This window comes from Lacticaseibacillus casei DSM 20011 = JCM 1134 = ATCC 393, assembly GCF_000829055.1.
GTDB lineage: Bacteria > Bacillota > Bacilli > Lactobacillales > Lactobacillaceae > Lacticaseibacillus > Lacticaseibacillus casei.
On sequence record NZ_AP012544.1, the window covers coordinates 2,769,347 to 2,787,937 of the forward strand.

Below are 18,591 nucleotides of genomic sequence, written 5' to 3' on the forward strand. Positions count from 1 at the left end.
CAGGCTACACTCAAGGCGAGGTGAAATTCCACTATGGTAGAAAAAATCAATCCCACTGACGGCGCCGTCTTCCGCCAACTTCGGCGCAACCACCATCTGACCTTGGCACAGGTAGCCGATGCGCATAATTCCATTGCTTTCATTAGTAAGTTCGAACAAGGTCGCTCCAATATCAGCTTTGCCCGCCTGAGTCATTTGCTCTTTCGCATCAACATTTCGGTGGAAGAATTCGTCTTCATTCGCGATCTCCAGGCAGGCGCTGTCCCACCCTCGGCTCACACGCGGTTTGTTTACAACACTTTAGTTCACCGCGACTTTGAAGAGGTTATCGCCTATCAGGATCGCTTTAACGTTGAAAATCCCACGCTAGCCGACTATCAATATTTGTTGAAACAGGAAAAGGCTTGGCAAAAACGGTACGAGCACGATCACAACCGCCAAACCCAATTTGAACTCATCAGCATTCAGATCTTTCGCCTAACCATGATTGATCGCGTCAAGCCGCCTGACCAGCCATCACCATTCAAAAATGTGACCGACGCCATGGCCCAATTGCAGGAACGCGCCAAGCCACTGGTCAGCTATCTCTACTCGGTTGAAACTTGGAATTACTTTGAGCTTTATTGGTTCCGCCATCTCATGGTCGCCTTACCTGCTGAAACCATTCAAAACTTGTTGCCAATAGCGATGAAGCGTTCGGAAAAATATCGCGCCTTCAATCAAATCGGCAATCTCCGGATTCAGACGCTCTTCTCCGCCTTCACCGTGTTCATCAACACACGCCACTTAACCGACGCCAAAAAAGTCCTCACCACCGCCGAAAAAATTTTGCATGACACAAACGACCTCTCAAACTCGGCCCTCCTCTTATTTTTACGCGGCTGGTACCAAGCCGTCATTGGTCAAACCACAGCCGGATACGAGTTATGCCAACAAGCCATCAGTTTGGAGCATATCCTGGACCAGCCGACGCAAGAACGGTGGTTGCGTTACTTATTGAAGGTTGTCCGAATCAATATCAAGGATCCACAAGGTGGCGCGTACTTTCTTTGACTGCGAACCTATTATCGTGTCAAAAAAACAGTCTTCCTTCTTAACTCATGGCGTTTCACGTGGAACACACCAAAAAACGGACCCACAATCAACTTATTTTCGCTGATCGCGAGTCCGTTACAAACTGCTACTATCCGAATTTTCAAAAAAGGCAAAGTCAGGCTTCTTTACCGCAACGCTTTGCCTCAGCCAACGCCTCCAAAGCCGGCAGCCAACTTGCCGTCCAGTCCGGTGCCGCAACCTCATTCAACAACGCCTTCAGTTGGGCAAGCTCTTGCCAACCGCGCGCTGCCTTGCTTTTATCCGGTGAATAAATCATCACCAGACGTTTTGTGCAGGCAATCTGAAACTCAACCCCCATGTCACCCACTGTGGCCTGCCGAATTAACGCAAGCGTTTCCTGCGCGTTGTCCAGTTGCCCTGCCGCAATATACCGAAGAGAAGCGGTTAAAAACGCGCGATTGGCCAGATTCAAATGATCCTGTGGTGTGTTGGGTGTTTGCACTTGGTTCGCAATGGCCTTGATCAGTCCTTCCAAATCCTTCATCGCGATGATGCCGGTTAATTGAAGCGCGATCAGCCGCAACAACAGCGACCACGCCGTTGTATGCATCAACAACGACCACGCCTGTTTACGTTCACGGGCCAACACGGAAAAGCGTTCCGGTGCATGGTTATGCAGCGTCAAATGCAACAGCAACCGTTGATTGGTATTCGCCAGCGGCAACTGGCGTAAGATACCTGCCAACGCCTGAACATCTGCCTGCTGTGCCGCCACCAGATAACGATGCAAAAACGGTAATGGTGCATCCGAGCGTGAAGGCGTGAACGCATCCCAGTCCAGATTCAATCGATCCAGCAATAGGAAAAAGCGATCGGCGGCCAACTGTGAGGTGCCATTTTCAAATTTTGAAAGGCTTGATACCGAAACAATGTCGCCAGCGGCTTCTCTTAACGTCAGCCACCGTTCTTTACGCAGTCGTTTGAATTGTTCACCGATCGTCATTTTGCCTGCGCCTCCTCCTTCAGGAATCGTCGCCAACTTTTAGTCAACAACTGGGCAAAAAACGGCGAGTCCAATAACGCCAGCGTTGCCAGTAAGTTTTTAACCGCAGTTTTAGCCGCCCGATGCTGGCCGCGATGATAGGTCAGCAGGTGCTCTTGATAGCGCAACATGATCCGCGCATAGAGATCATCGGCCGGAATGGGTAAGTTCTTGGCGACGTTAAGCAGCCGCACAGCATCCGTAAACTCCCGACGATGAATCAGCAAGGCGATGCTATTCGTCAAAATCGCCCACAGATACTGGTTCCGGGTTGGATGGCCCTTCACATCCGGCCAGTCCAAAACCAGCTCCATGACCAAACTCATCAGTTGCTCATGGTCGTATATCACCAAGGTGGCGGCGAAAAGATCAAGTTCGTACAATCCCCAGTACCGAATCCGTTTCAAATACTTGATAACGTCGGCTTTCATCTGCGCTGTTGTCTGAAAACTCGGGTCCGTAAACCCATTGTGGGCCAGAATATTAATTTGATTCAGTCGATAAAAAATCAGCCCGGTTTGTCGCCACAAGCGATACTGCTTTTGCGCTAACACCTGCAACGCTGACTTACCGGAAACCGTGGCCCGATTAACCTGTTGGAAAAAATTCTCCGGATTCAATGCCCGATAGCCTTGTTGCATCAATTCAACATCTTGATCAAAGCGCGTTAACAGTTTTAAAACAACGGCTGCACTGAGCTGAGTCTCCCCCCGTTCAAAGCGTGACAAAGTAGCGGCCGTCGTAATCCCCGCCGCAATTTCTTCCAATGAGTCATTTTCTTCAAGACGCAACGCCCGTAAATAGGCCCCGACTTTGACAGGCTCCTCCGGCATCAGCACCCGCCCCTTTTTATGAGAAGTTTATTAGACAAATTTAACACGTTTTGTCATTTTTTCAAAATCGAAATATTTTTCTTTGCTTTACATTTGTTAATCTATATGTTCTGATTTTTAATTTGTGCCTATTTTTAAACTTGTTAACCATTAACGCTAATTGTTACAATGGGCGCGTATTCATGTAGCCCAATTTTTATAGCATTCAAAAGTCTAAAGAAGGACAGACAATTGGGGAAAATAATATCCATTGGCGGTTCATTGCTGAAGCGCGCACTTCTTCTCGCAGGCATCATGCTGCTTGATGTCTTAACTGAATTCCATGATTTTTTTACAATCAGCAAATTGCAGCAAGACCAATATGAAGTTCTAGTGATTGAACTATTATTAAAAGGGGCATTCATTTGGTTTCTTCATTGGCTATATTTCCGGCAATTGAAACGTTTTAATCCAAATGGCTATGGCCTAAAGCCACTTTCGAGAAAGAACATGCTTATACTTCTCATTGGGGTTGTGTCTCTTTTTGGGTTGCTGTGTGTTGAATCTCTCACGCCTTTCAACGCGGACAATGCCACGAATCAGGTGCTTGTTAACAAATTCATTTGAACTGCGCCATTATTAGCCAGTGTTGACGCTGTATTAGCGGCACCGATTATTGAAGAATTTATATTACGCGGAATTTTCTTTAACTATTTTGTCAACAAGAACACTATTATGAGCAAAATTTTCGTTGTCTTAGTCTCAGGCTTTGTGTTTGGGTTGCTTCAGGAACCTCATTTCACCGTCAATCTTTTAGTTTACTGCACCATGGGATGGCTATTTGGTTCCGTTTACGCGCTTACTGGGGATTTACGCTATAGCATCGCACTGCACATCCTTAATAACGTCTTAGCCTTTGTTTCTATGTTTTGACAGCGGTTCAAAAATGCTTCTCGTAAGTATGCCTGCTAATATAAACTTCTTCCACCATAACGTGTTCACTGCCGCAGAAGTCTGTGTGTATGGACCTCAGGCGCAATAGCCAAAAAACGGCCATTACGCCTATGCCACTTACACACCGCCTTCTAACCGCGCCAATTCACGCTCACATCCAATTGACATCCACCTCCCATTCCGCTACACTTGATTTTGACATTTAAATACACCACCAAGAAATAGAGGTTGCGGTGGGCAACGAAAACTGGGGAGTGCCGGATCATGTTGAACCAGTCGTAAGTGCCGCCGCCGAAATGTCGGGCCGTGTTCGGACGATCCGCATTGGGCCATGAGCGCATAACTCATGGACTGTCGAAGCAGGTTGCTTCGGGGCGCTATGATTCTGGTTTATGACTAAAATCGATGGAATCGACCTTTATTGCTTGTTCAATAAAGGTCGATTTTTTGGTTCCAGCTCTATTTCCCACTACAAGAAGGGAGAATGTCATTTTATGAAAAAACACTGGGTTGCACGTTTGGGTGTGCTGGGGCTCGTATTGATTCTGCTGCTTGGCGGTTTTGCTGCTAAGCCAGTCAATGCTGCGAGCGACGACAACACATTCAAAGTCGGTATGGAAGCCGGCTATGCACCGTTCAATTGGACACAGAACACAGATGCCAATAACGCGGTCAAGATTCAAGGCAGTCATGAATACGCCAATGGTTACGATGTTCAGATTGCGCGGAAAGTCGCTAAGGCACTGCACAAGAAAGTCGTTGTGGTCAAAACCTCTTGGGATGGCCTGCCGCCTGCTTTAACTTCCGGAAAAATCGATGCCATTATCGCCGGGATGTCACCAACACCGGATCGGCGCAAAACGATTGATTTTACCAATCCGTACTACATTTCCAATCTGACCATGGTCGTCCGTAAAGACAGCAAATATGCAAAAGCCAAGAGTATTGCTGATTTTAAAGGTGCTAAAGTGACAGCGCAGCTCAGTACGTATCACTATCAGGCCATTAACCAAATCAAAGGAGTCGTCAAGGAACCGGCCATGAACGACTTCCCAGCGATGCGGGTGGCCTTGGAGTCTGGCACCATTGACGGCTACGTTTCCGAAGTTCCTGAAGGGATCACGGCAGAACGCGCCAACCCGAACCTGATGTATATCCATTTTGCCAAGGGTCAGGGATTTAAAACCGATGCCAGCGACACCAACCTAGCAATCGGGTTGCGGAAAAACGATCCCAATAAAGCTAAAATCAATGAACTGCTCGCTACGATTTCCAAAAAAGAGCGGGCACGCCTGATGAATGAGGCGGTCGATAATCAGCCTTCGACCGAAAAGAGCGGCAACTGGTTCATGGCCATTATGAAACAGTATGGGCCGATGCTCTTGCGTGGTACCGGTATGACGTTGTTACTGGCCTTGGTCGGCACCCTTGTTGGCTTCATCATCGGCCTGTTAGTCGGGATTATTCGCACCACGCCAAAACCCAAGAAGTTGGGACAGCGCGGTTTGCGGGCAGTTATCAATTGGCTGCTTTCCTTGTATATCGAAGTCTTCCGTGGCACGCCAATGATTGTTCAGGCAGCGGTCTTGTATTATGGCGCCGCCCAAGCCTGGCACCTGAACATGGATCGCACTACCGCAGCGCTTTTGATTGTTTCAATTAACACTGGCGCCTACATTTCCGAAATTATCCGTGGCGGGATTATTTCCGTTGATGAAGGACAGTTCGAAGCAGCCAGTGCGCTGGGCATGACGCATCTACAAACCATGATGAAAGTTATCCTGCCGCAAGCGGTTCGTAATTCCCTGCCAGCGGTCACGAATGAGTTCATTGTGAACATTAAGGATACGTCCGTGCTGTCGGTTATCTCGGTTTCCGAACTGTTCTTCAGCGGCGAAACCATTGCCGGACAAAGCTTCCAGTTCTTCCACACCTATCTGATCGTCAGCGGCATCTATCTCATCATGACCTTCACCATCAGCCGCCTCTTCCGGCTCATCGAAAAACATCTCGACGGACCCAAAGACTACAACGTGATGAACAATCAAATGCAGGTTGAAACACCGAAAATTGGCACCGCAAAAGAGGGGGACTAGCTCATGGCAAGCGAACCATTAATCCAAGTTAAGAATCTCAAAAAGAGTTTTGGGAACCACGAAGTCCTGACTGACATCAATTTCAACGTCCAAGCCGGTGAAGTTGTTTCAATCATCGGTCGCAGCGGCTCCGGCAAGTCGACCCTGTTGCGCAACATCAACCTGTTGGAAACCCCAACTGGCGGCGATATTCTTTTTCATGGCAAAAGCATTCTAGGGGAAGACGTAAAGTTGAGCACCTATCGCGCCAAAGTCGGCATGGTGTTCCAGAGCTTCAATTTGTTCAACAACATGACCGTCTTGCAAAACGTAATGGTGCCGCAGCAAACCGTCTTAAAACGTGACGCTGCTGCCGCCAAAACCCACGCGTTGGAACTATTGAAACAAGTCGGCATGGATCCCTTCATTGCCGCCAAACCGGATCAGCTCTCCGGCGGGCAGGAACAGCGGGTCGCCATTGCCCGCGCCGAAGCAATGGATCCGGAAGTGCTCCTGTTTGATGAGCCAACCAGTGCGCTGGATCCGGAAATGGTCGATGATGTCCTGAACACGATGACGGCCCTAGCCCACACTGGCCTGACCATGATCATCGTCACCCACGAAATGGCCTTCGCTCGCGATGTTTCCGATCGCGTCGTCTTCATGAACAACGGCATCATTGCCGAGTCCGGCACGCCGGATCAAATCTTCGGCAATCCGCAACAAACAGCGACAAAGGAATTCCTGAAGCGTTACTTGAACCGGGTTTAACTGAATTAGCCTCATAAACAGATAAAAATGAAGCCGGATCATAATTCACGGCCACAATACAAAAGCGGGCATACTCAACAATAACTGGAGTATGTCCGCTTTTAGTTTTCCTAGGAAATTGGTTTGAATTATTAAAACGTCAGTGCCAAAGCGTAGCAATCGGAGGCCAGATGGGGCTCAGTGGTGAAATCATTGTTGGCGGTTTACCGCCTACAATGAGGCCGATCTTTGAGACTCAGCCGGTTTTGCTGAGGCTCAAAGTCGTGCCCACCACGTTCCAGCCCCATTTGGCCGGAGATTGCGGAGTTTGGCACGACAATCTATTATTTTGTCTTCCGCTTCTTTTCCCGATGTTCGCGCCATGTGTCCAGACTCACCACGATGAAGAACAGGAAAAAGCCGCCGACCCCGGACTCTGCCGTTAGCAAAAGGTAGCGCAAGGCAAGGTAGCCTTTTCCAGCGGTGACGTCTTGATAGCCGACATAGCCAAACGTCATTAGCACCGCTAAGCCCAGTACCAGCACGGTGTAAATAAGGGTTCGTTTTAAAATCCGTTTGAATGTCGTCATGGACGCGCCTGCTTTCTTTTGGTTAATTAACGATTATCTTTCAAAATGGTTTCGGCTTGCTTTTGCAGCGTGGTTAGCACGGTCTTAGGCTCGGCCTTTTTGGAAACGGTCTGGTCAACGGCATCCAGCAAGTTGTTACGGTAAGTGTTATAGCCGATGAATGGTGTTGATGAGAATGCATCATCATAAGCATCGACTGCGGCCTGGTAGTTCGGGTTGGCTTTTAGGTAGGCTTGATAGTCGCTTGACTTCGTGGCGGTCGACACAACCGGTACGTACCCGCTGGCTTTGGCCCACTGCGTCTGAATCTTGGTGCTCATCAGAAACTTCATGAATTTAACCGCGCCTTTGATTTGATCCGCCGAGGCACCTTTGAAAACTGAAATACCATTGTTACCCAGAACCGAACTGGATTTGCCATCAAAACTCGGCATCACCGCGGTTCCCCAATGCATGCTCTTAGGTGCCGTTGACGCGATCTGCTGAATCGTGGCGCTAGAGCCGAAGCCGGCAAAAATTTTACCTTGAACAAATGGCACATTAAAGTAATTATCCAGTCCTGCTGTGACAGCCGTCTTATCCTGCAGCATGCTGGTGATCGCCGTCATCGCTTTGATGCTAGCTGGCGTATCGATTTTCGCCTTCTACCGCGGCGTAATCAGGCGATTGCCGACATCATACGCTAATGTCTCAAATTCAAAATCATAACTCTTATTAAACGCGACACCTGTGATGCCATCACCCTTAAGCTGTTGCCCGATTTTGGCAAGTTCTTCCCAAGTCTTCGGTACAGTCAGATGATATTTTTCTAGGATATCCTTGTTGTAAAACATGAGCCGCGTCCCGGTGGCAAACGGAATCTGATAATAATCACCGTGATACTTCAGGTTCGTGGCAATGCCGGGATAAATCGACTTCAGCTCCGCGGCGGAAAACTGGGATTTTACCTGCTTATCAATGTTGACCAGCATCCCGTCATGGACATATTCCGGAATAATCGTATCCGTTACCTGCCCAATCGTCGGTAAGGTTTTGGACTTCGCCGATGCCAGGTACTTCTTCTGCAAGTTGTCATACGAACCCTGCGATGTTGCAACGACCTTGTATTGCTTTTGACTACTGTTAAACGTCTTGATATACCCTTCCAACGCCTTGTTGTAATTCCCGGTCATCCGGTGCCAAAAGGTAATCGTCACCGGACCCTTGGAAGTTTTCTGCGCCGAACTGCCACTACTGCATGCGGTCAGCAACAAGACCATCAATGCAGTCGCAACACCAAGTAACCAACGTCTCTTCATCACATGTACCCCCATTATTGTCGTAAACGCATCGTGTCGTTGTGGACAAGACCCGCAAACCGCCGATCCCATCCGGCTGTCAGTACATCTCCTTAAAACTATGTACAGTATACCAATACTTACCGCAAGCGGTATCTTTTGCCAAAAAAAAAGAAACGCGCATTTTAGAATCAAGTTAGCCACTGTCTCAAAATTTTTTGGACAATAAAAAACATCAAGAACAGATATCCTGTATCATTGAAGTTCCTACACAAACAATGGAAGAGGATATTGTCTTGATGCAGAAACAGGATAGCACACACCGCCAAAAAGGTCAGCACTTAACATCACTCGAGCGCGGAAAAGTGGCCGGATTCCGCCAAGCTGGGAAGTCCAATCGTTGGATTGCTGCTGAAATTGGCGTCTGCCCGCAGACCATTAATAATGAAATCAAGCGAGGTACAGTAGATCAGGTCAAGAAGAGTAATGGCAAGCGCGTCTACCATCGACAATACCTGCCAGAGGCTGCTCAGGCACGTTACGAGACTGCACGCTTGAGCTGCCATCGTCCTGACAAGTTCGCCAGCGTACAGGTCTTCTTAGCCTGGTACGTACAGCGAGCTAAGCAGGACAAATGGTCGCCGGATGCTTCGATCGGCTATGCCAAGCGACACAAGCTGTTTACTCCTGAAGAGCTTGTTTGTGCCTCGACTTTGTACCAGTACATTGACGACCAACGCCTAGAGATTCGAAATATCGACCTGTTGGAGAAGACTAAGCGGAAGACCTCTCACCAGCACCACACCAAGGCTAAGCGCCTGGCTGGCCGCAGTATCGAGGAACGGCCTAAGGTCGTTGAACGACGCAGGCAGTTCGGTCACTGGGAGATGGATACCATTGTCGGTAAACGCAATGGCAAGGAGAGCGTCATCTTGACTCTGATTGAGCGCAAGACCCGTTGCCAACTTCTCCGCTTGATCGAAGGACGAGATGCAGACTCTGTGAGCTATGCATTGCGTGGAATCAAGCGCGAATGGGGAGCTTGCATCAAGACCATCACAGCCGACAACGGACCCGAGTTCACCGCCTTAAATACTGCTTTTGCTGGGACGGAAACTGAGATCTTCTACGCCCATCCTTACACGTCCTGCGACCGTGGCACCAACGAGGCACATAACCGGATGATCCGCCAGGACTTCCCTAAGGGCATGTCCCTAGATGACATTAGCCCTAGTCAAGTGCAGGCCACGCAAGACCGCTTGAATCAGTTGCCTCGCAAACAACAGGGCTACTGCACACCCCAGCAAAACTTTGAGGCCGAAGCTCGGCGCGTTCACCGCATGGCCCAGTAGTCTCTCTAGCGCCACAACTTCTATTTGATAACGGCCTGTTCTGGGATTGTCCTCAACGACTGGCTAACTTGTTCTTGCAATTTACGAAAAAAAAGAAAGCCGATTTTGCTTTCTTTTTGCATTTTACTGCGGTATTAAGCTTGTTCTTCCGTTAATTTAAGATAGAAATTCGCCAATGTCATACTGCGATACGGGATGACCCAGATGGAAGCCAGCCCCATAGTAATCAACTCTAACAGCCACCAGCCCAGAAAACTCAGCAATAACACAAAGTAATCCCACTTATGGCCAAACATCAACTCTCGGCTGCGGGTCACGGCTTCGGTATAGCCAATCGGTTGGCCGCTATCGATCGCATCCCGATAAATCCATTGCGCCTGTGAATACGCCATCGCCTTAACAATCCCCGGGACAATCAGCAAGAACATCCACAGGAAAATCCAGAGCCATTGCAACAGACCAATCAACAAGCTGCCCAGAAAATATTCGCCCCGTTCAAAAATCTTGAACATCTGCATCCAACTAAACTGATGATCCGACCGGCCGCGAAGACCATCGATCATCGCAAACATGACGCCAATCATCAGTAACACACCCAACAGGCTCAAAAAAATAACAATTGACTGCCACATCTGCCAGTATTCATTCACCCGCCCGCCTGTGACCGTGAATATATCTCCCCGCAACAGAGTATGCCATTCCCCGCGATGTACTTCATGTACGGAAGGAAACGGCACAAGCGTTGCGAATGCCATCAACAGTAACGCCGGTAAACTAATGCGCAGATAATAGCTAAAGTTGGGATTCAATTCCGCCTTGGCTTGATTCTTTAGTGATGTCCGGTCCACAGACAACTCCCCCTTAACTGTGATTGCCTCATACAGTTGCTGGGAATATCATAACAGAAAAGCCCGTTTTGTTACACAAACTTGAGCGGGACCTTCGGATTGAGTCGTGGCTTCCCGCGCAAAAGTGTAAACTCATCGCCACTTACGGTTAACTCGGTTTTCGAATCAAAAAACCCAGCCGCATAGCTTTTGATTAAAACCGGTCCTACTGGGGAATCAAGGTGCGCATCAAATACATCCGGCACATTACGGCGTGGCAATATCAGGAGACTGAATTTAGCTTGGGATGCATCATGATACTGTCGCGAATAAGGCCCGATGCCATCATTTAAATCCAAAACCAACACCCGATCTGCGTGTAAAAGCGGCGCCAGTCGGGCTGCTGCCTGTGCAGATATATTAAGCTCCATATTTCACCCCCACAAGTACAATAATCCTTGTCGCCCACATTATGGAACGGATTGCCACAGGATACAACCAGCTTGTAAAAGTTTAACGAAATGCCTAAAATTGGTGTAATGAACCACGATGCTATTCTGTCAGTTAAGACGAGGTGTGCCAATGAATATCTATTCGGCTTTAAAGTTTATCCAGATCGATCATGCACAAGTCAATCACCTGCAGGTTGTCGTCACCGACCAAAGCGGCAAGCCTGATGCCGGCATGACCGATTTATTAATCGACTGCCTCAACAAGATCGATATTTTCGTTGATCTCAGCACCACCGACCGCGTCAGTGATGTCATTGACGATCTCAACTTACTCACGCCGCTGCCATATGATGTTCTCGAAGAATACCAAAAGATTCTCGAGCAGCCCATCAACGGCATCAACGTTGCGATGAAAAAGCAGTTGATCGAATTCATTTATGCGCTGACTGTTTGAACCAACGGCGCCAACTGCTTCTGCTGTTTCATTTTAACAAGCTCGCCTCTCTGCCAGCAATCTTTGCTGTCGCAGATAGGTGGGCTTTTTTAGTGTGAGCGTGAGCCAGCCCGGTTAGAAATCGGAGTGTAAGTGGCCTCAGGCGTGATGGCCCGACCTTGGCCATTGCGCCTGAGGTCCTTACACGCAGGTTTCTGGGCTGGCGAACGCGTTATGGTGAGCGTGAGCCGGCGCGCTTAGAAGTCGGAGTGTAAGCGGCCTTGGGCGTGATGGCCCGGGCTTAGGCCATTGCGAACAAGGTCCTTACACGCAGGTTTCTGGGCTGGCGAACGCGTTATGGTGAGCGTGAGCCGGCGCGCTTAGAAGTCGGAGTGTAAGCGGCCTTGGGCGTGATGGCCCGGGCTTAGGCCATTGCGAACAAGGTCCTTACACGCAGGCTTCTGCGCTGGCGAACGCGTTTGGGTGAGCGACAGCCATTTCAAAACGCAAGCACCACTTCAATCGAACCCGTGTGGCAAAAGCAACGTAATAAGTTCATTTTTATGACAACAACAGTTTCGCTTGTCGCCATTTTCTGCTATCCTGACGAAAACGGAGGCGAAAAAATGAACGAAACGGGATATTCTTTGCCAGCTAACATCAAATTTGTCTGGCGCGCCGATATATTCATCTGGTCTTTCAACTTTTTTGTTGTTGGCTTACTTTTGCTCATCGCCAGTCATTTTTGGCATTGGCCTTCATGGCTAGGTCTTGGCGTCATTGGGTTAACGGTGCTGCAATATATTATCCGACGGGTCCTCGTGTCTTATCGCTATCGATTTTTGCGCTACAACATCACCCCGACCGCAGTTTTCCTTCAAAAAGGGTTCTTCTTCCGTAAAAATGAAGCGATCCCGATTGCTCGCATTCAAAATGTGACGTTGGAACAGGGACCGCTTCTCCGGTGGCAACAATTGCAACAGGTCAACATCGAAACCGCCAGCACGGCCCATGTCATTGACGGGGTAACGGCATCCGTTGCCAATCAGTTGCGGACCCAGATTTTGAAGCTGGCACAGGAGGCGCGCGATGAATGAACAACCGCACCGCCTTGCGCCTGTCGCGTTACTGATACTATGGGTCAAAAATGTCGTCGCTTTATGGCCAATATTTGTCGGTGGCTTATTTTCGATGTTCGGTTCCAAAATGAGTTTTAAAGAACTGCTGTTTTGGCTAGCCTTGATTCTTGGGAGCGTCACCTTAATGCTCGGATGGTCAATCCTGCGTTATTTGCGTTTCACCTATTTAGTAGCACCTGATGGCTTAACCATTCAAAGCGGGGTCTTCATCCGCAAGACCAACCATATTCCGTACGACCGGATTCAAACCGTCCAGCGCCAGCAATGGTTTTTCCTGAAGCCACTTGGGCTGGAACAGGTCTCCATCGAAACAGCCGGAAAAGAAACTAGAAAAGCGGAAGGCCAACTGGCAGCTGTGCCGACCGCCGTTGCCGATACGATCAATCGTTATCGCCAAGGAATTGGGCCGGAATCGGCAACATCCACTACTACAAAGACGACTGATGCGGATGCCGATGCCGCCACCCGGACCCGCGTCGTCAACACGGAACCGGTTCCGGACGCTGCCTATAAAATTAATTCCCACGACCTTAATCAATATGCGCTCACATCGCTTGGTTTCATCCCCATCATCACCGGGATCCTTTGGGTGTTGGACAAGGCTCAGGAATACCTACCTGATAGCTGGTACCAGCAAGCTGAACACGCCATCACGGGTTTAGCCATTTACCTTTTGATCGGCTTAAGCATCATCGTTTTAGTGCTGGGATTTGCTGTTTCTTATTTGAATATCTTGCAAAAATATTATCGCTTCACGCTTGATCGCACGGGAAACGAACTGCGCACCAGCCGCGGCTTTTTCCAAACCAACACAGTCAGTGCCCGTCTCTCGCGCGTGCAGGCAGTCCGGTTTAAACAAAGCATTCTCCGCCAATGGTTTCATCTCACCACCGTTCAGGCGTTGCTGGCTTCAGGTGCAGCTGATGACGAGCAAAATAACGATCTGGTTTTGATGCCGGTGATCCGGCAGCGCTCGGCCATGACGGACATGCGCAAGTTCATCAGCTGGTTGCCGACAACAATACCGGAACTGCAACCGATTCCGGTGCGAAACCGCTGGTACTATGTGCGGAATATGCCGCTGGGGAATCTCGCTTTTATTGTCGCACCGATTATTTTAGCCAGCGTTTTGTGGCTACACGTCAGCTGGTGGGTCTGGTTGCTGCCGATTGGCGGGCTATGGTTGCTCATCATGGCACTCCAAGGCCAATATGCCGCAACAAACGCTGCTATTGCCATTGCGCCGCCAGATCAACTCGTCATCCAAGTCGGCGAAGTCTGGACCCGCCAGCGCTACTATGTCCGGAAAAAAGACATCCAGGCGATGAGCTTAGCGCAATCCATCTGGATGAAACCGTGCGGCGTTGCGCACTTGAACATTCATGTGCGAAAAGGCAATAGCGATCAAACGATTACGTCCCGCTACATGAAGGCTGACTTAGCCAAGGAAATTTTAAGTTGGTATCAACCACTGCCATAGTCTAGGTAGATGAAGTTAGGAGTTTGCCATGCTACTGAATAAAATTCAATATACGCCGCCACTTCAGGCAACATCCTATCCATTCAACCTCCCTTGGCAAGCGCATTTCCGTGAACTAAAGCTGACCCAGCCGGTGACCATTTTGACCGGTGATAACGGCAGCGGCAAATCAACGTTGCTAAACGCGATCGCCGCCAACTACAACGCTATCTTGATGAGCGGCGCGTCCCTCGAAGATGATCCTGAATACGACAATAGCCGGGCATTGGCGCACCAGCTCAAGTTAACGTGGACTTATCGCACCAAGTCCGGCTTTTTATTCCGCGCCGACGATTTTATTTCATTCATTCGCGCCACCCGCGGCCGCATCAAATATGCCCAGGCTCAGCTTGAACACTTAGCGCCCAAAAGTCTGGAACGTCTGCCCTATCTGAATACACTCGCAGAAGTCCATCACCTATATAAAGTCGATTTGGACACTCTATCACACGGTCAGGCCTTTCTCGCCTTATTCCGCGCCCGCTTACACGCGAACGCCCTATATTTGCTAGACGAACCCGAATCACCATTGACCCCGGAAAATCAATTGAGTTTGCTAGCTTTGATTCATGAAGCGGTCACTAATGGCGCACAATTCATCATCAGCACCCACTCCCCTATTTTAATGGCCTACCCTGATGCGCAGCTACTGGCCTTGGGTGACACGCTTGCACCCATTCAATACGACCAGATTGAGCACATCACTTTCCTCCGCAGCTTCTTAGATGACCCGCAGCGATTCGTTTATCATCTTTTGCACGATTGAATCATTGTCATTAACGGCGAAAATGTTTTAAGGTGGCACTAGGGCATTGTCTGGCATTGGAAAAGTCCGGAGTTTATCGCCCCTTTTGCACCGATGACTGCCGGAAATGCCTGTGAGAGGAGAGATGTCTGCATGCTTACATCAGCTTGGACCAAGCAATTACCGTTAAATCATATCACCTCGATCACCCCGGTTGGTGGAGGCGATGTCAATAAAGCTTATCGGGTTGATACCTCCGAGAAGCCTTACTTTCTGCTCGTTCAACCTGGCTACCCCGCCAGCTTCTATGCCGGGGAAATCGCCGGCTTAAAAGCCTTTGAAGCTGCCCAGGTGTTAGCACCGCGCGTGATCGCCAACGGCAGCATCGAAGGCGATGGCTACCTATTATTGAGCTTCTTGACCAGTGGCCACGGCTCGCAACGTGAACTGGGGCGGCTTGTCGCCCACCTGCATCAGCATCACGAACCCGCCGGCCGCTTCGGCTTCGACTATCCATACGCCGGCACGAGCGTATCATTTTCCAATGATTGGACCGATTCGTGGGCGGACTTGTTCATTCACCAACGTCTCGACAAACTGGCCGCTCACATACTGAAAAAGGGCCTGTGGCAGGCCGACGATCAAGCAACGTTTGACCAAGTTCGCACCATTATCAGCAAGACCCTCAGCCAGCATCATAGCGAAGCATCTTTACTCCATGGTGACTTATGGGGTGGCAATTACATGTTCACGGCAGACGGGCAGCCAGCACTCATTGACCCCGCCGCAGTTTACGGCGACCGCGAACTTGATATCGGCGTGACCACCGTCTTTGGCGGGTTCAACCAAGAGTTCTACGCCGGTTACCAAGAAACCTACCCACTCGAACCCGGCTATCCATTTCGACTCGACTTCTACCGGTTGTATTACTTAATGGTGCATCTCGACAAATTCGGCATGGCCTATGCTGGCAGCGTGGCAGCAGTCATGGACCGCATTCTCGACCATGGCGTGCCGGAAAAACAAGAACAAAACGATTAGCATGCCAACATGAAAGGGAAAACATTTTGACTAAGCACCATTATTTCCCGGGAAATTCTCAAAAATTGCCAAACAAAAACGGTTCAGAAGAGACAAGCTTGTCTCACTGAACCGTTTTTGTCGTGTCACCGGCAAAGCGTTGCCATAACACTAAATTCTAAGCATTCAAGACCTTATTCAAGAAGTTCTTGGTTCGCTCTTCTTTTGGATGCTCAAAGATATCTTCAGGCTTGCCTTGTTCAAGGATGGTGCCGTTATCAAAGAAGACCACCCGATCGGCAACTTCTTTAGCGAAGCCCATTTCGTGGGTCACAATCACCATGGTCATTCCTTGCTTTGCAAGCCGCCGCATAACGCCCAGTACGTCACCGACCATTTCCGGATCCAACGCACTGGTTGGTTCGTCAAACAACATGATATCCGGATGCATGGCCAACGCCCGCGCAATCGCGACACGCTGCTGCTGCCCGCCGGAAAGCTGCGCCGGCATCGCATCAGCCTTGTCTGTCAGCCCAACCACTTCAAGCATTTCCTTGGCCTGCTTGACAGCTTCGTCTTTGCTGGCAATGCCCAGTTCGGTCGGTGCCAAGGTGATGTTGCCCATCACGGACATGTTCGGGAAAAGATTGAAATGCTGGAACACCATGCCGATCTTTTCACGCACTTTGTTGATATCAGTGCCTTTATGGGCAATATCTTCGCCGTCGACAAGGATCTCGCCGCTTGTGACGGTTTCCAAACCATTAATCATGCGCAAGACGGTACTTTTACCGGCACCGGAAGCGCCGATCATGACGACGACTTCATTGTTGGCGACATTCAGGTTGACGCCTTTAACCACATCGTTGTCGCCGAAGCTCTTGTGGACATTTTTCATTTCTACTCGATACTGACTCATGCTTTCACCTTCTTCTGAACCCAGTTACTTAGCCAGGTTAATAGCGTAATAATAATTAAGTAAATCAGTGCTACCATGGTCCAGATCTTAAAGCCTTCCATATTCCGGGCAATGATGATCTTCCCGGTTTGGGTCAGCTCTAACAGACCGATGATCGACAGGATAGAGGTATCCTTCAAGGTAATAATAAACTGGTTGATGAAACTTGGAATCATGATCTTAATGCCCTGTGGCAAGATAACCTTGCGCATGGCTTTCCCAAATGGTAGCCCTAAGCTGCGCGCGGCTTCCATTTGCCCGGGATCAACCGCCTGGATACCGCCTTTAACGAAGGCCGCTGTGTAGGCTCCTTCATTAAGCGTCAACGTCACGATGCCGGCGATGAATGCCGGGACTTTTGACCCGATCAGACTCGGTACCCCGGTGTAGATGAACAAGGCCAGGACCATCAGTGGTAGGCCACGGAAAATGTAAATAAACGTTGTTGCTGTGCCTTGGCATAACTTATTCGGAATAACCCCTAGAAGTCCGACCAGAATCCCGACCAATGTTGCAAAGAAGATCGCGACAATCGTCAGTACCATGGTCTCACGCAAGCCGCCCATCAAGGTTGACCAGTTGGCCTTCAACAACCCGATGAACGAGCGGTCAGTCGTCTGACTGTTACCGGCAGCGGTTTTTTGTGACTTTGCACTGCCGTTGCCCAAGTAACGTTCGATGATCTTATCGTATTGACCATTGGCCCGCAGTTTCTTAAGACCCGCATTGAACTTATTCATCAATGCCTGATTGTTTTTAGAAGTCGCAAAACCATAAGCACCTTCACGCGCCGGTTTACCGACAATCTTTAGCGCCATGCCATTATTAATGCCATATTGCATGACCGGCTGATCTTCAAAACAGGCCGCCGAGTTACCGGTCGTCACATCTTGATACATGTTATTGGAGTCATCAAAAGTAACTGTTGAAAAGCCGTACTTGTGCTTGACGCTGTTAGCATAATCCGCCGAGTCCGTACCGGTTTTGATAGCAACCCGCTTGCCGCGTAAATCCTTCAATGACTTGATCGTACTTTTCTTCGCCACGGCCATCACAACGCCGGACTTATAATACGGGTCGCTCATCAGAAACTTCTGTTTTCGTTCTGGTGTGATTGACATACCGGCAATCACGCCATCAATTTGCTTGGCTTCAAGTGCCTGAACCGCTGCGTTGAATCCCAACGGCTTGACCTCGACCTTGAAACCTTCTTCCTTGGCAATTGCCCTGATGAGATCAAGGTCAATCCCCACATACTTATTATCCTGGTTCGCAAACTCAAACGGTGCAAAGGTCACATCCGTCCCTATCGTATACGTCTTCTGTGCTGCCGCCACCGTCTTGCCGGGGAGTAATGCCCCAAGCATTAAAGGCAAGGCGATCAGCAAACTTAGCAGCCACTTTCGCTTCAACCTAAACACCACGCTTTCTAATGATTACAAGCCCATTAGGCCGTTATTGCATGCGCCAGTTGATGATCAACTGGTTGTGCGCTAAGCCCGCGTCTTGTCTGATCGACACGGGTGAGACAACCACGTCTTCGTTCAAGTACGCGGCTAAGCGCGACTCATCTCCTCGCATTTTGGTCGA

At 49.3% G+C, this 18,591-nt stretch carries 17 protein-coding genes, 2 pseudogenes and 1 riboswitch; of the genes and pseudogenes, 11 read left to right on the forward strand and 8 right to left on the reverse strand.

Annotation, left to right across the window (positions count from 1 at the left end; all coding sequences use genetic code 11):
- Window positions 1-33: 33 nt before the first annotated feature.
- The gene (locus LBCZ_RS13330; protein ID WP_025013776.1) at window positions 34-1,053 is read left to right on the forward strand and encodes a helix-turn-helix domain-containing protein; all 1,020 of its coding nucleotides are present in this window, start codon (window positions 34-36) and stop codon (window positions 1,051-1,053) included.
- A 157-nt stretch (window positions 1,054-1,210) separates the two neighbouring features.
- On the opposite strand, the gene LBCZ_RS13335 is transcribed toward LBCZ_RS13330, so the two are convergent.
- Together LBCZ_RS13335 and LBCZ_RS13340 are read right to left on the reverse strand one after the other, a co-directional pair.
- Window positions 1,211-2,059 carry a helix-turn-helix domain-containing protein gene (locus LBCZ_RS13335; protein ID WP_025013775.1) on the reverse strand — a complete coding sequence of 283 codons (849 nt, stop codon included), beginning with the start codon at window positions 2,057-2,059 and terminating at the stop codon, window positions 1,211-1,213.
- Window positions 2,056-2,931, reverse strand: coding sequence for a helix-turn-helix domain-containing protein (locus LBCZ_RS13340; RefSeq protein ID WP_025013774.1), 876 nt, complete (start codon window positions 2,929-2,931; stop codon window positions 2,056-2,058). The genes LBCZ_RS13335 and LBCZ_RS13340 overlap by 4 nt, the downstream gene beginning before the upstream one ends.
- A 231-nt stretch (window positions 2,932-3,162) precedes the next feature.
- Here LBCZ_RS13340 and LBCZ_RS13345 point away from each other — a divergent pair, with 231 nt between their 5' ends.
- The 4 genes and pseudogenes from LBCZ_RS13345 (at window position 3,163) to LBCZ_RS13355 (ending at window position 6,710) form a co-directional block, all read left to right on the forward strand.
- Window positions 3,163-3,537 (forward strand): hypothetical protein, encoded by a 375-nt coding sequence (locus LBCZ_RS13345; protein WP_025013773.1) that lies wholly within the window; start codon window positions 3,163-3,165, stop codon window positions 3,535-3,537.
- Between the two features lie 21 nt (window positions 3,538-3,558).
- Window positions 3,559-3,843 (forward strand): annotated as a pseudogene (locus tag LBCZ_RS16760) (lysostaphin resistance A-like protein); the annotation flags it as partial.
- A 235-nt stretch (window positions 3,844-4,078) separates the two neighbouring features.
- A riboswitch (Lysine riboswitch) is annotated at window positions 4,079-4,252 on the forward strand.
- 106 nt (window positions 4,253-4,358) lie between these two features.
- Window positions 4,359-5,960 (forward strand): ABC transporter permease subunit, encoded by a 1,602-nt coding sequence (locus LBCZ_RS13350; RefSeq protein WP_039639843.1) that lies wholly within the window; start codon window positions 4,359-4,361, stop codon window positions 5,958-5,960.
- A gap of 3 nt (window positions 5,961-5,963) precedes the next feature.
- Complete coding sequence (locus tag LBCZ_RS13355; RefSeq protein WP_010490455.1) at window positions 5,964-6,710, forward strand: amino acid ABC transporter ATP-binding protein; 747 nt, start codon at window positions 5,964-5,966, stop codon at window positions 6,708-6,710.
- 323 nt (window positions 6,711-7,033) lie between these two features.
- On the opposite strand, the gene LBCZ_RS13360 is transcribed toward LBCZ_RS13355, so the two are convergent.
- Window positions 7,034-7,279, reverse strand: coding sequence for a hypothetical protein (locus LBCZ_RS13360; protein WP_025013772.1), 246 nt, complete (start codon window positions 7,277-7,279; stop codon window positions 7,034-7,036).
- Window positions 7,280-7,305: 26 nt separating this feature from the next.
- Window positions 7,306-8,577: pseudogene (locus LBCZ_RS13365) on the reverse strand (ABC transporter substrate-binding protein).
- Window positions 8,578-8,855: 278 nt separating this feature from the next.
- On the opposite strand from LBCZ_RS13365, the gene LBCZ_RS13370 reads away from it, so the two are divergent.
- Window positions 8,856-9,908, forward strand: coding sequence for an IS30 family transposase (locus LBCZ_RS13370; protein WP_039639841.1), 1,053 nt, complete (start codon window positions 8,856-8,858; stop codon window positions 9,906-9,908).
- 134 nt (window positions 9,909-10,042) lie between these two features.
- Here the strand turns inward: LBCZ_RS13370 and LBCZ_RS13375 are convergent, their stop codons facing one another.
- Both LBCZ_RS13375 and LBCZ_RS13380 read right to left on the reverse strand, forming a co-directional pair.
- Window positions 10,043-10,756 carry a DUF975 family protein gene (locus tag LBCZ_RS13375; RefSeq protein ID WP_025014021.1) on the reverse strand — a complete coding sequence of 238 codons (714 nt, stop codon included), beginning with the start codon at window positions 10,754-10,756 and terminating at the stop codon, window positions 10,043-10,045.
- A gap of 71 nt (window positions 10,757-10,827) precedes the next feature.
- A complete protein-coding gene (locus LBCZ_RS13380) occupies window positions 10,828-11,166 on the reverse strand; it encodes an iron-sulfur cluster biosynthesis family protein (protein ID WP_025014022.1) in 339 nt (112 codons plus the stop codon).
- Window positions 11,167-11,317: 151 nt separating this feature from the next.
- On the opposite strand from LBCZ_RS13380, the gene LBCZ_RS13385 reads away from it, so the two are divergent.
- From LBCZ_RS13385 to LBCZ_RS13405, 5 genes are all read left to right on the forward strand, one after another.
- Window positions 11,318-11,641 (forward strand): hypothetical protein, encoded by a 324-nt coding sequence (locus LBCZ_RS13385; protein WP_025014023.1) that lies wholly within the window; start codon window positions 11,318-11,320, stop codon window positions 11,639-11,641.
- Window positions 11,642-12,246: 605 nt separating this feature from the next.
- Window positions 12,247-12,717, forward strand: a complete 471-nt coding sequence (locus LBCZ_RS13390) for a PH domain-containing protein (protein WP_039639839.1) — start codon at window positions 12,247-12,249, stop codon at window positions 12,715-12,717.
- The gene (locus LBCZ_RS13395; RefSeq protein ID WP_025013566.1) at window positions 12,710-14,239 is read left to right on the forward strand and encodes a PH domain-containing protein; all 1,530 of its coding nucleotides are present in this window, start codon (window positions 12,710-12,712) and stop codon (window positions 14,237-14,239) included. Before LBCZ_RS13390 ends, LBCZ_RS13395 begins: the two co-directional genes overlap by 8 nt.
- Window positions 14,240-14,267: 28 nt before the next feature.
- On the forward strand, window positions 14,268-15,044 hold the full coding sequence (locus tag LBCZ_RS13400; protein ID WP_039639837.1) for an AAA family ATPase: 777 nt from the start codon (window positions 14,268-14,270) through the stop codon (window positions 15,042-15,044).
- Window positions 15,045-15,176: 132 nt separating this feature from the next.
- Complete coding sequence (locus tag LBCZ_RS13405) at window positions 15,177-16,064, forward strand: fructosamine kinase family protein (protein WP_025013567.1); 888 nt, start codon at window positions 15,177-15,179, stop codon at window positions 16,062-16,064.
- A gap of 157 nt (window positions 16,065-16,221) precedes the next feature.
- Here the strand turns inward: LBCZ_RS13405 and LBCZ_RS13410 are convergent, their stop codons facing one another.
- Window positions 16,222-16,962, reverse strand: a complete 741-nt coding sequence (locus LBCZ_RS13410) for an amino acid ABC transporter ATP-binding protein (RefSeq protein WP_010490433.1) — start codon at window positions 16,960-16,962, stop codon at window positions 16,222-16,224.
- Complete coding sequence (locus LBCZ_RS13415; protein ID WP_032958965.1) at window positions 16,959-18,413, reverse strand: amino acid ABC transporter substrate-binding protein/permease; 1,455 nt, start codon at window positions 18,411-18,413, stop codon at window positions 16,959-16,961. Before LBCZ_RS13415 ends, LBCZ_RS13410 begins: the two co-directional genes overlap by 4 nt.
- Between the last annotated feature and the right edge of the window lie 178 nt (window positions 18,414-18,591).